This is a genomic window from Kribbella sp. NBC_01510 (assembly GCF_045040325.1).
Lineage (GTDB): Bacteria > Actinomycetota > Actinomycetes > Propionibacteriales > Kribbellaceae > Kribbella.
In genome coordinates, this window is the sequence record NZ_CP109418.1 from 6,424,048 (window position 1) to 6,438,245 (window position 14,198).

Annotated in this window: 16 protein-coding genes; 11 read left to right on the plus strand and 5 right to left on the minus strand. The window is 68.9% G+C overall.

Annotated elements, in window-relative coordinates; all coding sequences use genetic code 11:
- Nucleotides 1-155 precede the first annotated feature (155 nt).
- Both OG558_RS31815 and OG558_RS31820 read left to right on the plus strand, forming a co-directional pair.
- On the plus strand, nt 156-1,121 hold the full coding sequence (locus tag OG558_RS31815) for a heme o synthase (protein WP_405066269.1): 966 nt from the start codon (nt 156-158) through the stop codon (nt 1,119-1,121).
- A 1,000-nt stretch (nt 1,122-2,121) separates the two neighbouring features.
- The gene (locus tag OG558_RS31820) at nt 2,122-3,216 is read left to right on the plus strand and encodes a ScyD/ScyE family protein (protein ID WP_405066270.1); all 1,095 of its coding nucleotides are present in this window, start codon (nt 2,122-2,124) and stop codon (nt 3,214-3,216) included.
- Between the two features lie 26 nt (nt 3,217-3,242).
- Here the strand turns inward: OG558_RS31820 and OG558_RS31825 are convergent, their stop codons facing one another.
- Genes OG558_RS31825 through OG558_RS31835 form a run of 3 tightly spaced genes read right to left on the minus strand, consistent with a single transcriptional unit; the run spans nt 3,243 to nt 5,690 of the window.
- Nucleotides 3,243-4,169: a COX15/CtaA family protein gene (locus OG558_RS31825; RefSeq protein WP_329478191.1), complete on the minus strand. Its 927-nt coding sequence runs from the start codon at nt 4,167-4,169 to the stop codon at nt 3,243-3,245.
- A 19-nt stretch (nt 4,170-4,188) separates the two neighbouring features.
- Nucleotides 4,189-4,971: an ABC transporter permease gene (locus OG558_RS31830; protein WP_329478188.1), complete on the minus strand. Its 783-nt coding sequence runs from the start codon at nt 4,969-4,971 to the stop codon at nt 4,189-4,191.
- Nucleotides 4,971-5,690 carry an ABC transporter ATP-binding protein gene (locus OG558_RS31835; RefSeq protein WP_405066271.1) on the minus strand — a complete coding sequence of 240 codons (720 nt, stop codon included), beginning with the start codon at nt 5,688-5,690 and terminating at the stop codon, nt 4,971-4,973. The genes OG558_RS31830 and OG558_RS31835 overlap by 1 nt, the downstream gene beginning before the upstream one ends.
- A gap of 235 nt (nt 5,691-5,925) precedes the next feature.
- Here OG558_RS31835 and OG558_RS31840 point away from each other — a divergent pair, with 235 nt between their 5' ends.
- The 9 genes from OG558_RS31840 to OG558_RS31880 are packed head-to-tail and all read left to right on the plus strand — an operon-like array spanning nt 5,926 to nt 13,091.
- Nucleotides 5,926-6,606 (plus strand): helix-turn-helix transcriptional regulator, encoded by a 681-nt coding sequence (locus tag OG558_RS31840; protein WP_405072244.1) that lies wholly within the window; start codon nt 5,926-5,928, stop codon nt 6,604-6,606.
- Nucleotides 6,603-8,015, plus strand: coding sequence for a Fe-S cluster assembly protein SufB (gene sufB / locus OG558_RS31845; RefSeq protein ID WP_405066272.1), 1,413 nt, complete (start codon nt 6,603-6,605; stop codon nt 8,013-8,015). The genes OG558_RS31840 and sufB overlap by 4 nt, the downstream gene beginning before the upstream one ends.
- Nucleotides 8,015-9,217, plus strand: a complete 1,203-nt coding sequence (gene sufD / locus OG558_RS31850) for a Fe-S cluster assembly protein SufD (RefSeq protein ID WP_405066273.1) — start codon at nt 8,015-8,017, stop codon at nt 9,215-9,217. Before sufB ends, sufD begins: the two co-directional genes overlap by 1 nt.
- Entirely contained in the window at nt 9,214-9,549 is a 336-nt protein-coding gene (locus OG558_RS31855) for a non-heme iron oxygenase ferredoxin subunit (RefSeq protein WP_405066274.1), read from the plus strand. Before sufD ends, OG558_RS31855 begins: the two co-directional genes overlap by 4 nt.
- Before the next feature lie 38 nt (nt 9,550-9,587).
- Nucleotides 9,588-10,349 carry a Fe-S cluster assembly ATPase SufC gene (gene sufC, locus OG558_RS31860; protein WP_328521296.1) on the plus strand — a complete coding sequence of 254 codons (762 nt, stop codon included), beginning with the start codon at nt 9,588-9,590 and terminating at the stop codon, nt 10,347-10,349.
- The gene (locus tag OG558_RS31865; RefSeq protein WP_405066275.1) at nt 10,346-11,602 is read left to right on the plus strand and encodes a cysteine desulfurase; all 1,257 of its coding nucleotides are present in this window, start codon (nt 10,346-10,348) and stop codon (nt 11,600-11,602) included. Before sufC ends, OG558_RS31865 begins: the two co-directional genes overlap by 4 nt.
- 31 nt (nt 11,603-11,633) lie before the next feature.
- On the plus strand, nt 11,634-12,092 hold the full coding sequence (sufU, locus tag OG558_RS31870; protein WP_328521294.1) for a Fe-S cluster assembly sulfur transfer protein SufU: 459 nt from the start codon (nt 11,634-11,636) through the stop codon (nt 12,090-12,092).
- Nucleotides 12,085-12,471 carry a metal-sulfur cluster assembly factor gene (locus tag OG558_RS31875; RefSeq protein WP_328521293.1) on the plus strand — a complete coding sequence of 129 codons (387 nt, stop codon included), beginning with the start codon at nt 12,085-12,087 and terminating at the stop codon, nt 12,469-12,471. Before sufU ends, OG558_RS31875 begins: the two co-directional genes overlap by 8 nt.
- On the plus strand, nt 12,468-13,091 hold the full coding sequence (locus OG558_RS31880; RefSeq protein ID WP_405066276.1) for an acVLRF1 family peptidyl-tRNA hydrolase: 624 nt from the start codon (nt 12,468-12,470) through the stop codon (nt 13,089-13,091). The genes OG558_RS31875 and OG558_RS31880 overlap by 4 nt, the downstream gene beginning before the upstream one ends.
- Here the strand turns inward: OG558_RS31880 and OG558_RS31885 are convergent.
- Complete coding sequence (locus OG558_RS31885) at nt 13,073-13,633, minus strand: hypothetical protein (RefSeq protein ID WP_405066277.1); 561 nt, start codon at nt 13,631-13,633, stop codon at nt 13,073-13,075. The genes OG558_RS31880 and OG558_RS31885 overlap by 19 nt on opposite strands.
- Nucleotides 13,634-13,636: 3 nt before the next feature.
- Entirely contained in the window at nt 13,637-14,197 is a 561-nt protein-coding gene (locus OG558_RS31890) for a hypothetical protein (RefSeq protein ID WP_405066278.1), read from the minus strand.
- Nucleotide 14,198 lies beyond the last annotated feature (1 nt).

A 14,198-nucleotide genomic window follows, 5' to 3' on the forward strand; every position in this document is an offset into this window, starting at 1 on the left:
CCGAACCCGGCCGGGGTGGTGCTTGTTCCCGACGTCTGCCAGGTCACACCGATGACTCGCCCAGGGGGGTGGCGAGTCACTCCTACGGGCCGTCGTAGACTGTCGAATCGTCAGCGCCGGACCTCCGGCGTCAACCCACTGAGTTCGAGGTGTTCGTGACGGCCGTCGACCCGCGTCCAGCCGCGACGACGTCGTACCCGACGCCGCTGGTGGACGCTCCTGCTGTGGTGAGTCCGTCGGTGCGCGACGTGGTGAAGACGTACGTCGGTCTGACCAAGCCTCGCATCATCGAGCTGCTGCTGATCACGACCGTGCCGGTGATGTTCCTGGCCGCCGGCGGAGTGCCGGGTCTGGAGGTCGTCGCGGCCACCCTGGTCGGCGGCATCCTCGCCTCCGGCAGCGCCAACACGATCAACTGCGTGCTCGACCGGGACATCGACGAGCAGATGCGCCGGACCCGGCGCCGGCCGCTGCCGCGGCACGCGGTCAGCCCGCGCTCGGCGACGGTGTTCGGCATCGTGCTCGGCGTCCTGGCCACGCTCGAGCTCGGGTTCTTCGTCAACTGGCTGTCGTCCGGCCTGGCGCTCGCGGCGAATCTCTTCTACGTGTTCGGCTACACGATGGTGCTCAAGCGCCGGACCGTGCAGAACATCGTCTGGGGCGGCATCGCGGGCTGCTTCCCGACCCTGATCGGCTGGACCGCGGTCACCAACGAGCTGGCCTGGACCCCGGTCGTGCTGTTCCTCGTGGTGTTCTTCTGGACGCCGCCGCACACCTGGTCGCTGGCGATGCGCTACCGCGAGGACTACGCATCGGTCGACGTACCGATGCTGCCTGTAGTCGCCACCCCGGTCGCGACCGCCCGGCAGATCATGGCGTACTCGGTGATCATGGTGATCACCTCGCTCGCGCTGTGGCCCGTCGCGGACACCGGATTCGTCTACCCGCTGGCGGCGATCGCGCTGGGTGTGGTGTTCCTGCGCGAGGCCCGCGCGTTGCTGCTCCGCGCCCACACCGGCGCCGAAGGAGCCGCGCTGCGGCCGATGCGGTTGTTCCACTTCTCCAACATCTACCTGGCGCTGCTGTTCATCGCCGCGGCCGTCGATCCCTTGCTGCACTGAGCAGAACGACTCCGATACGCCGGTCGCCGGGTCCCGTGGTCGGGTCGGTCTTCAGGTGCTGTGGTCGGGTCGGCCTTCAGATGCTGTGGCCGGTTTGGCCTTCAGGTGCTGTGGTTCGCGTTGGCGCCCGGGAGTTGTCGTTCCCTTTGCCTTCGGCGGTGCTGGGGGCGGGTTCGCCCTCGGAGGTGCTGTGGCCGGGTTTGGCCCTCGGCGGTGCTGGGTCGGGATCGGCCTGCGGAACGGCTGGGGTCCGGGTCCGCCTTCGGAAGGGCTGTGGTGCGCTGGTTACGGTGATCCGGTCGGGGGCTGGCACACCTCGTCGGGGGCTTGGACAAGTTATTCCCTGTCCCTGGTCCCCGTTTCCTGTCCCCGCCCCCCCGTCAACTGCCCCCCTTCGACCCCCTCATCCCACCAGGCGTACCCGACCGCACCCATTCGACCCCGCATCCCACCAGGCGGACACAGTCGTCCATTTCGCGGAACGCCCACCCGGATCAGCCACCGAGTCGTGGATCCAGGCCGAGAAACCTGGCGTGTCGACAACCACGATCCACGACTCGACAACCGAAGCCGCCGCCCGGGTCCACGAGTCGGCAACCGAAGCCGCCGCCCGGGTCCACGAGCGGGCAACGGAACCACCGCCGTGGTCAACGACTTGGTGGCCGAGCCGCCACTTTGGTTCACCACTCGACGAGCGATCTACGCCCGATCCGCAGCATCGCGGACAGCCCGCCCGACCCCAGCACCTCCGACGGCCTTGGGGGTGAGTGTGCGGCGAGGAAGGTGCGCCCGAACGGGCAGGGTGGTTGCTTCGGGCATCGAATGGCGGTGCACCGAGGGTGGAGTCGCGGCGACACTGCGTTGTTCGTAAGGGGTTTGCGGCGCGTGTGTGGTCGGCTGCGTGGAGTCCTCCCGTTGACCTCATCGTTATCTGATGTTCCGATAGGGCGGTCTGTGGAGGGGGTTCCACGCCTGGGGGGACACAGATGAAGGGGAAGACATGGGGGTTCGAACACGCATTGCCGCAGTCGCAGCACTGGCACTCGCCGGGTCCGTGCTGGTGGCCGGACAGGCCGACGCCGGTAGCAGCCATTCGAGTTTGAAGCCGGTGGCAACGGGCCTGAACGGCCCGCGCGGCGTCTCGACGTTCGGGAACAAGGTCATCTACAGCGTGACCGACGGTTCGGTCTACGCGACTGACGGGCACAAGACCTGGAAGCTCGGCACCGTGCCGGGGGCGGGCGGCTTGGCGCCGGCGATCGACACCAGCAAGCGGGGCGTGACGTATGCCCTGACCGGTGCGGGCGGGGAGCCCGGACAGCCACCGGTGCCGGGCGGTTCGACGCTGTACCGGTTGCGGCCCGGCAAGTCACCGGTGAAGGTCAAGGACATCGCGGCGTACCAGGCGACGGACCCGGACCCGTACAACCAAGCCGACTCGCCGACGGAGTCCAACCCGTTCGGTGTCGCGGCGCTGAACGACGGCACCGTCCTGGTGTCCGATGCCGCGAACAACGATCTGCTCCGGGTCTGGCCGAACGGCAAGACGAAGACGGTCGCACGGCTGAAGCCGCGCACGGTGAAGGTGCCTGCTGGTCTCGGGCCGGACGCACCGCCGGCCGGAACGCCGTTCGTCGCCGAGGCCGTGGCAACGTCGGTGACCGTCGGGTCCGACGGCTACTGGTACGTCGGTGAGCTCCGCGGCTTCCCCGCCACACCAGGGACCTCGGAGATCTGGCGGATCAAGCCGGGTTCGATCGGCGCGGTCTGTGACCCGGTCAAGCCGAACAAGGGCAACTGCCAGCGGTACGCCGACGGCTACACGTCGATCGTCGACCTGGCCGGCGGGCCGCACGGCACGCTCGCGGTGGTGGAGCTGGCGCGCGACAGCTGGCTCGCTTTCGAGTCCGGCGGCTCGACGATCGGCGCTCTGTTCCTGCAGTACCCGGGCAAGCACCACAGGGCCGGCTACAAGCGGGAACTGGTCCGCGGCCAGCTGAACCTGCCAGGCGGCGCGGCCTTCAACCGGTGGGGCGGCCTGTACGTCTCCGCACCGGTCTTCGGGCCTGGAGCCGTCTACAAGGTGAAGTACTGAAGTGAGTGGTACGCCCGCGGCGTGAGCTACGTCGCGGGCGTGCCGCGTTCGGCGTACACGGCTGTTACCAGGGCGACAAGTAGGCCGGCGAAGAACATGTGGACCAGGACCAGGCCCCAGGGGAGGCCGGTGAAGTACTGCGTGAAGCCGACGGCGCCCTGGAGTAGTTCCATCGCGAGCAGCCAGGCGGCCAGCTTGCGCAGCGTTCTCGAGGTCGCCGTCACGCGGGTGGCGATCACCAGTGCGATCGTGATTCCGAGCAGGCCGAACACGACGTCGGCGTGCAGCTGGCTGATCAGCTCCTCGTTGAACCCGTTCCGCCCGGTGTCAGGATCGCCCGAGTGCGGACCCGCGCCGGTGACCAAGGTGCCGAGGGCAACGGTCAGCCAGACCGCCACGACACAGGCGGTCGCGAGGGCGCGGACCACCGGGGGAGTGTGCGGGTAGGGACTGGTCCGGGACCGGCGCACCATCGACACCGTCAGGGTGATGATCACCGGCGAGACCAGGAAGTGCGCGGACACGATCCACGGGTTCAGGCCGGTCAGCACGCTGATGCCGCCGATCACGGCCTGCAGCGGGACGCCGAGCGCGGCCGCCGTGGCGAGCCGGCGCAGGTCCCGGCGGATCGGGCGGTACCGCATCACCACGAGCCAGGTGCAGATCGCGATCACCGCGACCACGAACCCGAGCATCCGGTTGCCGAACTCGATCGCGCCGTGGATGCCGAGCGCGCTGTGCGGCACGTACGACTGGTCGGTGCACTGCGGCCAGGTGGGGCAGCCGAGGCCGGAGCCGGTCAACCGGACCAGACCACCGGTGACCACGATGCCGATGTTCGCCACCACCGAGGCCCAGCCCCAGCGCCGGACGACGTCCAGGCTCGGTTCGGGAACCAGTCGCCAGAATCCGCTGACTGGCTCGGTCTCTTGGGCCGGCGTCTCCGTGCTCATCACCGGCACACTCTAAAGGTCAGTCCCATCGGAAGGTTCGGGAGACCAGGTAACCCAGCACCCCGGCCCAGAGCGCGAGTGACAGCGCCGCAGCCCATGGGATCACACCTTCGACGGTCGAGTTCGCCAGCCCGTTGGCCAGGGCGGCACTCGGCAACAGACGTACGACGCCCTGCATGCCGGCCGGATACTCGTCGACCGGCGTGAGGATCGCGCCACCCACCAGCAGCAGCAGGTACAGCAGGTTCGCCGCGGCCAGCGTGGCTTCGGCGCGCAGTACGCCGGCCAATAGCAGCCCGAGCGACGCGAAGGCCGCCGTACCGCACAGGACCATCAGGATCACACCGAACACTGCGTTGAACCCACCCGTCGGGTCCCAGCCGAGGGCGAAGCCGGTCCCGATGAGTACCGCGAGCTGGATCGCCTCGACCACCAGCACCGCGCCGATCTTCCCGGCGAGCAAACCGGTGCGGGACAGCGGTGAGGCGCCCAGCCGCTTGATCACGCCGTACCGCCGCTCGAAGCCGGTCGCGATCGCCAGTGACGTGAAGGACGTCGAGAGCACCGCCAGTGCGAGCACCCGTGGCACGGCCTGGTCGATGGCCGGACCGTCGCCGAGGGGGAGTCGGTCACCGAGTTCGGTGCCGCCCAGCAGCAGGAGCAGGCCCAGCGGGATCACCAAGGCCAGCAACAACTGCTCGCCGTTGCGGATGAGCAGCTTGAACTCCATCCGGGCGTGCGCGAGCACCTTGCGGGGCCACGGGGCGCCACCTGGCCGCGGGGCATAGGTCGCGGCGCTCATCAGCTCTCCCGCTTCGGTGCCGTCAGTTCGAGGAAGACATCCTCGAGCGATTTCGTGTGATGTTCGGTGAGTGAGTCCGGCGTGCCGGACGCGATCACCTTGCCGGCGGACACGACGTGGACGTGGTCCGACAACTGCTCGGCCTCGTCCATCGCATGTGTCGTGAGTACGACGGTCACGCCGTCGTTCCGCAGATCGCGGATCAACTGCCAGATCTCGCGCCGTCCGTGCGGGTCCAGCCCGGTGGTCGGCTCGTCCAGGAACGCGATCTCCGGCCGCCCCACGATCGCGAGCGCGAACGACAGCCGCTGCTTCTGCCCACCCGACAACCGCCGGTACGGCGTCCGCCCGCAGCTGCCCAGGTCGAGTCGCTCGGCCAGCGCGGGGATGTCCAGTGGATGGGTGTGCAGGGTGGCGACGTACCGGAGCATCTCGAGCGCCCGGACCCCGGACCAGGCGCCGCCCTCCTGGAGCATCACGCCGATCCGCGGCATCAGTTCGTCGTGGTCCGCGATCGGGTCCAGCCCGAGCACCCGGACCCGGCCGGAATCCGGCCGCCGGAAACCCTCACAACTCTCCACGGTCGTGGTCTTGCCGGCGCCGTTGGGGCCGAGCACGGACGTCACCGTGCCGCCGGTTACGGTGAGACTGAGACCGTCGACCGCGGCCTTCTCGCCGTACCGCACGACGAGGTTGTCGATCTCCACCGCAACAGGCACGGCAGCAGTCTAGGACTGGGCTGTCGGGCCCTCGGCCCGGGCTGGGGGTGGTGGCGAGCGGCGTGACGCTGGTCACGGCAGGGCTCCGCCGCCCGCGGAGCGGCGCGAACCGGTTAGGTGAGCCTTATTTGAAGGGTCCGGGGAATTACGCGACACTGATGTTGTGAAAACTCCTGCGACCAATCCTGCGACGGGTGGCCACGCGCCCTCCGGCGCCGGTGCTGTTGCCGGTGTGATGCGGGACGAGTCCACCCGGGACCGGGTCGCCCGCTCGATCCTGACTCACGGTCCGTCCAGCGCCGCGGTGCTCGCCGAGCGCCTGGAGCTGACCCCGGCGGCGGTCCGCCGGCACCTCGACCATCTGCTCGACGAGGGCCTGGTCGAATCCCGCGAGGAGCGTGTCTACGGCCCGCGTGGCCGCGGCCGCCCCGCGAAGGTCTTCGTGCTGACCGACACCGGCCGGCACGCGTTCCACCAGGCGTACGACGACCTGGCGGCCACGGCGATGCGGTTCATCGCCGAGGCCGGCGGTGAGCAGGCGGTCGCGGAGTTCGCCCGGCGCCGGGTCGCCGAGGTGGAGCAGAAATACCGGGAGCTGGTCGACGCCGCTCCGGAGAGCGACAAGACGGAGGCGCTGGCCCGGGCGCTGACAGCGGACGGGTACGCCGCCTCCACGGCGGAGGCCGGGCACGGCGCCCAGCTCTGCCAGCACCACTGCCCGGTCGCGCACGTGGCCGAGCAGTTCCCCCAGTTGTGCGAAGCCGAGACCGAGGTGTTCTCCCGGTTGCTCGGCAAGCACGTCCAGAGATTGGCCACCATCGCCCACGGCGACGGTGTCTGCACCACACATATCCCCGGCCCCCAGCCGGCTACTGCCCCTGTATCCGACGGCGAATCTGCGAGGACTGCACGATGACGCAAACCGCTCACCCTGAGCTCGAAGGGCTCGGCACGTACAAGTTCGGCTGGTCCGACAGTGACGCCGCCGGTTCCGTCGCGAAGCGGGGCCTCAGTACGGACGTGGTGCGGGGCATCTCGACGCTGAAGAACGAGCCGGAGTGGATGCTGGACCTGCGGCTGAAGGGCCTGAAGCTCTTCGACCGCAAGCCGATGCCGTCGTGGGGTGCCGATCTGTCCGGGATCGACTTCGACAACATCAAGTACTTCGTCAGCTCCACCGAGAAGCAGGCGACGAGCTGGGACGAGCTGCCCGCGGACATCAAGAACACCTACGACAAGCTCGGCATCCCCGAGGCGGAGAAGCAGCGCCTGGTCGCCGGCGTCGCCGCGCAGTACGAGTCCGAGGTCGTCTACCACCAGATCCGCGAGGACCTGGAGGCCCAGGGCGTCATCTTCCTGGACACCGACACCGGCCTGCGCGAGCACCCGGAGATCTTCAAGGAGTACTTCGGCTCCGTCATCCCGGTCGGCGACAACAAGTTCGCCTCGTTGAACACGGCGGTCTGGTCCGGCGGCTCGTTCATCTACGTGCCCAAGGGCGTCAAGGTGGACATCCCGCTGCAGGCCTACTTCCGGATCAACACCGAGAACATGGGCCAGTTCGAGCGGACGCTGATCATCGTCGACGAGGACGCCTACGTGCACTACGTCGAGGGCTGTACGGCGCCGATCTACAAGTCGGACTCGCTGCACTCCGCGGTGGTCGAGATCATCGTGAAGAAGGGCGCCCGCTGCCGCTACACGACGATCCAGAACTGGTCGAACAACGTCTACAACCTGGTCACCAAGCGCGCCACCTGCGAAGAGGGCGCGACGATGGAGTGGATCGACGGCAACATCGGCTCCAAGGTGACGATGAAGTACCCGGCCGTCTACCTGATGGGTGAGCACGCCAAGGGCGAGACCCTGTCGGTCGCGTTCGCGGGCGAGGGCCAGCACCAGGACGCCGGCTCCAAGATGGTGCACAACGCGCCGTACACGTCCAGCTCGATCATCTCGAAGTCGGTGGCCCGCGGCGGCGGCCGGACGTCGTACCGCGGCCTCGTCGAGGTCGCGCCGGGCAGCCACCACAGCAAGTCCACGGTGCGCTGTGACGCGCTGCTGATCGACACGATCAGCCGTTCCGACACCTACCCGTACGTCGACGTCCGCGAGGACGACGTGGCGATGGGGCACGAGGCGACCGTGTCCAAGGTCAGCGACGACCAGCTCTTCTACCTGATGAGCCGGGGCATGGCGGAGGACGAGGCGATGGCGATGATCGTCCGCGGCTTCATCGAGCCGATCGCCCGCGAGCTCCCGATGGAGTACGCGCTGGAACTCAACCGGCTCATCGAGCTGCAGATGGAAGGGGCCGTCGGCTGATGTCCGCCGCTGAAACCCTGGTCGCCACCGGCAACCGGGCGCACTCCCACGGGCCGGGCTCCCCGGTCCCGTTGCAGGCCCGCAGTGAGCGGCCGACGTCGTACGACGTGGCCGACTTCGCGGTGCCGAACGGTCGCGAGGAGGAGTGGCGCTTCACCCCGGTCAAGCAGCTCAAGGCACTGTTCGACGACGCGGCCGGCAGCGAGACCCCGAAGATCGACGCGAGCGGACCCGAGGGTGTCGTGTTCGACACGGTCGCCGCCGACTCGCTGCGGGTCGGCAAGCCGCAGGACCGGTCGGCCGCCATCGCCTGGAACCAGGCCGGCGCGGCGTTCGCGGTGCGGATCCCGGTCGAGGCCGAGCTGACCGAGCCGGTGCACGTGAACGTCGCGAGCCTCGGTGCGCGCGGCTTCACCCATCTGATCGTCGAAGCCGGCCGGCACAGCCGCGCGATCGTGATCATCGATCACACCGGCGCCGGTGAGCTCGGCAGCAACGTCGAGATCGTCACCGGCGACGGCGCCGAGCTGCGCGTGGTCAGCATCCAGCAGGGCGACCACGAGTCGATCCACCTGGCCCAGCACGACGCGCTGGTCGGGCGGGACGCGAAGCTCCACCACGTCGTCGTCACCCTCGGCGGCAAGATCGTCCGGATCGCCACCAACGTCCGGTACGCCGGGCCAGGCGGCGACGCGGAACTCCTCGGCGTGTACTTCGCCGAGTCGGGCCAGCACCACGAGAACCGGCTCTTCGTCGACCACGAGGCCGCCAACTGCAAGAGCAACGTGATCTACAAGGGCGCGCTGGCCGGTGACCACGCCCGCTCGGTGTGGATCGGCGACGTCCTGATCCGCGCCGCGGCCGAAGGCACCAACACCTTCGAGCTGAACCGGAACCTGGTCCTGACCGACGGCGCCCGCGCCGACTCGGTGCCGAACCTGGAGATCGAGACCGGTGAGATCGAGGGCGCCGGCCACGCGTCGGCGACCGGCCGGTTCGACGACGAGCAGCTGTTCTACCTGCAGGCCCGCGGCATCCCCGAGGACGCGGCCCGGCGGCTGGTGGTGTCCGGCTTCTTCAACGACATCATCGGCAAGATCGGCGTTCCCGAGGTCGCCGAGCACCTGCACGACGTGATCGAGGAGAAGCTGGCGCGGGCCGCGGAGTTGAGCGCATCGGCCGAGGCGGTCGTCGGGCAGTGAGCGACAGCTTCGAGCGCGCCTGCGCCGCCGCCGACGTACCGGAGGAAGGAGTCATCCCGGTCGAGGTCGGCGGTGTCGAGGTCGCGGTGGTGAAGAGCGAGGGACAGTTCTTCGCGGTGCGGGACGAGTGCTCGCACGCGCAGATCCAGCTGTCCGAGGGCGATGTCGGCGAGTGCGAGATCGAATGCTGGCTGCACGGCTCCCGCTTCGACCTGCGCACCGGCGAGCCGACCAGCCTGCCGGCGTACGACCCGGTCCCGGTGTATCCGGTCCGGCTGGACGGCGACGATCTGATGGTCGACGTGAAGAACCCCCTGAACAGCGCTAGTTAACGCATCCCTGTAACCCAGACGGAGATAGAAGAGACCTCATGGCGACACTCGAGATCCGCGACCTGCACGTGTCGGTCGACACCGAGAGCGGCCCGAAGCAGATCCTGCGCGGCGTCAACCTGACCATCAGCGGTGGTCAGACGCACGCGATCATGGGCCCGAACGGTTCCGGCAAGTCCACGCTGGCGTACTCGATCGCCGGCCACCCGAAGTACAACATCACCAGCGGCACCGTCACCCTCGATGGCGAGGACGTCCTCGCCATGAAGGTCGACGAGCGCGCCCGGGCCGGCCTGTTCCTGGCCATGCAGTACCCGGTCGAGGTGCCAGGGGTGTCGGTGGCGAACTTCCTGCGGACGGCGAAGACCGCGATCGACGGCGAGGCGCCGAAGCTGCGCACCTGGGTGAAGGACGTCAACAAGGCGCTCGCCGACCTGGACATGGATGCCGACTTCGGTACCCGCAACGTCAACGAGGGCTTCTCCGGTGGTGAGAAGAAGCGGCACGAGATCGTCCAGCTGGAGCTGCTCGACCCGAAGATCGCGATCCTCGACGAGACCGACTCCGGCCTCGACATCGACGCGCTGAAGATCGTCTCCACCGGCGTGAACCGGTTCGCGGAGAAGGGTGACAAGGGCGTCCTGCTGATCACCCACTACACGCGGATCCTGCGCTACATCAAGCCGGACTTCGTGCACGTGTTCGTCGACGGCCGGGTCGCCGAAGAGGGCGGACCGGAGCTCGCCGAGGAGCTCGAGGCTAACGGCTACGAGCGCTTCCTGAAGGCCGGCGCGAAGTGACCACCGCCCGGACGTTCAGCAGTCCCCTGGACCTGCAGTCGGTCCGGGCGGACTTCCCGATCCTGTCCCGCGAGCTCGCGGGCGGTTTCCCGCTGGTCTACCTGGACTCGGCGAACTCCTCGCAGAAGCCTCGCCAGGTCGTGCAGGCCATCGAGGACCACTACCTCAAGCACAACGCGAACGTCGCCCGGGCCATGCACCAGCTCGGTGCCGAGGCGACCGCGGCGTACGAGAGCGGCCGGGACAAGGTGGCCGCCTTCATCGGAGCGCCGTCACGGGACGAGATCGTTTTCACCAAGAACGCCTCCGAGGCGCTCAATCTGGCCGCGCACACACTCGGCGCCTCGCTGAAGCCGGGCGATGTCGTGGTCATCTCCGAGATGGAGCACCACAGCAACATCGTCCCGTGGCAGCTCGCGTGCGAGCGGACCGGCGCGACGCTGAAGTGGTTCGGTGTCACCGAGGAGGGCCGGCTCGACCTCAGCAACATCGACGAGCTGCTCACTCCGCAGACTAAGGTCGTGGCACTGACCTGGGTGTCGAACGCACTCGGCACGATCAACCCGATCACCGACATCGCCGCCAAGGCGCACGCGGTCGGCGCGACCGTGGTGGTGGACGCGTCGCAGGCGGTGCCGCAGTTCCCGGTCGACGTCTCGACGCTCGGCGCCGACCTGCTGGCCTTCACCGGCCACAAGGTCGTCGGCCCGACCGGCGTCGGCGTGCTCTGGGGACGGTACGACCTGCTCGCCGCATTGCCGCCGTTCCTTGGTGGCGGTGAGATGATCGAGGTCGTGCGGATGACGGGTTCGACGTACGCCGCTCCGCCGGCCCGGTTCGAGGCCGGTACGCCGCCGATCGCGCAGGCGGTCGGGCTCGGTGCGGCGGTCGACTACCTGTCCGGGATCGGGATGGACAAGATCGCGGCGCACGAGCACGCGATCGTCGAGTACGCGCTCGAGGGGCTGAAGACGGTCCCGGGCGTGACGATCCTCGGGCCGACCGACGCGGCCGACCACGGCGGCGCGATCAGCTTCGAGGTCGAGGGCGTTCATCCGCACGACGTGGCGACCGTGCTGGACACGCGCGGGATCGCGGTACGGGCCGGGCACCATTGTGCGCGGCCGGTGCACGAGCGGTTCGGCGTCCAGTCCTCGACGCGGGCGTCGTTCTACCTTTACACGACTCCGGACGAGATCGAGGCGCTGGTCGACGGCCTCGGCTTCGTCCGCTCTTTCTTCAAGCGTGCTTGACATCAGATACAGCAAGGTGGCCTGACTTTCCATGCAGCTGGACGCGCTGTACCAGGAGATCATCCTGGACCACTACCGCAGCCCGCACCACGCGGGCCTGGCGGACCCGTACGACGTGGAGGTGCACCACGTGAACCCGTCCTGCGGGGACGAGGTCACCCTCCGGGTCGAGCTCGACGGCGACACCGTGAAGGGTGTGACGCACGAGAGTGTCGGCTGTTCGATCAGCCAGGCGGCGACGTCGGTGATGTCGGATCTCGTCATCGGCAAACCGGTCGCCGAAGGCATGGCGACGTACGAGAAGTTCCTCGAACTGATGCAGAGCCGGGGGAATGCCGAACCGGACGAAGAGGTTCTGGAGGACGGCGTCGCGTTCGCGGGCGTCGCGCAGTTCCCGGCCCGGGTGAAGTGTGCGCTGCTGGGCTGGTCGGCCTGGCGGGACGCGACCGCCCAGGCTCTGGCCGCGAAAGAAGGAGTGAGCAATGCCTGACCAGACGGACGAGAAGATCGAGCTGCCCGAGGTCGACCTGGAAGCGGCGGCCGCTCAGCCCGGCACCAGTCCGGCCAAGGAAGAGGACGTCACCGAGGCACTGAAGGACGTCGTCGACCCCGAGCTCGGCATCAACGTGGTCGACCTGGGCCTGATCTACGGCATCACGGTCGACGACACCAGTACGGCGATCATCGACATGACGCTGACGTCTGCGGCCTGCCCGCTGACCGACGTGATCGAGGACCAGACCAGGATGGCGCTCGACGGCCTGGTGAACGACTTCCGGATCAACTGGGTCTGGATGCCGCCGTGGGGTCCGGAGAAGATCACCGACGACGGTCGCGACCAGCTCAGGGCGCTCGGCTTCAACGTGTGAGCCGCATCGTTACGGTGGCGCCGGAGCGGCTGGACAGGTGGCTGGCCGGCTTCGGTGACCGCCACGGCGAGGTCTCGTACGACGTGACGCCGACGAGCGTCACGGTCTCCGCGGCGGACGGCTCGCTTGCGGTCGTGACGGTGCCGTTCGCGCCGTTGAGTGAGCTCACTCGCGCGGGGTTGATCGCGCACGTGCTCGGGGACCAGCGGCTCGGTGTGCTGCTGGTGCGGCGCGGTGGTTACGGCGCCGGCGTGTTTGCCGGCGGCAAGCTTCTCGACTCCAAGGTCGGCTCGCGGCATGTGCAGGGGACGACCAAGGCCGGCGGCTGGTCGCAGCAGCGGTACGCGCGGCGCCGCGACAACCAGGCGCGGGAAGCCTTCGCGGCCGCGACCGAGGTCGCCGTACGCATCCTGGCCCCGGCGAAGCTGGAGGCGCTGGTGTGCGGGGGAGACCGGCGCGCCATCGACACCGTGCTCGAGGATCCACGGTTGAAGGACCTGCCCGGACTGGTGCGGCCGCCGTTCCTCGGCGTACCGGATCCGAAGCAGAAGGTGCTCGAGCAGGCGGGAGTGGACGCCCGGGCGATCCGGATCGAGGTGACTCAGGAGGATCCGTCGTAGAGCGCGCGGAAGTCCTCCAGCGTTCCGCGGTAGTACTCCAGGTCGTCTTCCAGCTTGGCGCGCGTCACCAGGTGCCGGTTCTCCGCCCGGGCCTGCCGCCCGAACTCCGACCACACCGCCGCGTCCGGCGCCTCATTGGCTCCCTCAGGCACGAACTTGAGCGCCTCGCGGACCGCGTCCGCCGCAAACTCCCAGTTGAGTTCGACGACGGTACGATCCTGGTCGGGCGCGCCGGTGTAGGCCATATCGGCCTCCAGCGCCCGCCGCGCGAAGGTCGCGGCCACCACGGCCCACTGCGCCGCGTCGACCAGCTGTGAGACGCCCAGGCCGAACCGGGCGCCGACCGTCCGGGACGCGTTCTCGGAGTCGAACGGGATGAGCAGTTCACCGGCCGTCGACCGGAGCGTCCAGCCGTCCGCTCCTTCGAGCAGGTTCTCCCCGGGCTGCAGCGGGGCGGGCTCGCTCGCCGGCACCTCCAGATCCGCCGCCGTCGTCAGGCTCACGTAGATCTGCGCCTCGGCCAGGGTCCTTGCGGTCAGCATCGGTTATCTCGCTCCTGTCTCTCGGACCAGATCGTGGTACGTGTCGCGAACCACCAGCAACCGGTCCAGCCGGAACCGGCCCGGCTCGGCGTCCCGGACCGCCCGGCCCTCGGGCGTCCAGAACTCGTCCTGCGGTACGGCGTCCTGCCCGGCCGGCACGAACTTGACCACCTCGTCCACGGCGGCCCGCGCGACGGCCAGCACCCTACCCGCCTCGACCGGCTCGGTGGGGACCGCCGCGGCGGCACGATCGGCCACAGCCATCCACTGTCCGGCATCCAGCAGCTCCGACGGCTCCGGTCCGCCGAACGTCGGCCAGCCGTTCACCCTGGTCTCCCGCGCGGGCAGACCGAACAGGTACTCGCGCTCGGCCGTACACTCGGGGCAGGTTCCGGCGTAGCTGATCGCGAGCTCGCCGTCGGCCTCGATCAGGCTGTGCTCCCAGGGCGTCTCGATCGAACCGCAGTCGGGGCACGGGTGCAGCTCCAGATACAGCTGCGCCTCATCCCGGGTGCGTGCCACTGCGAACGCCATGCCGTCCCTCTCGTCGTCGAGAACCATCATG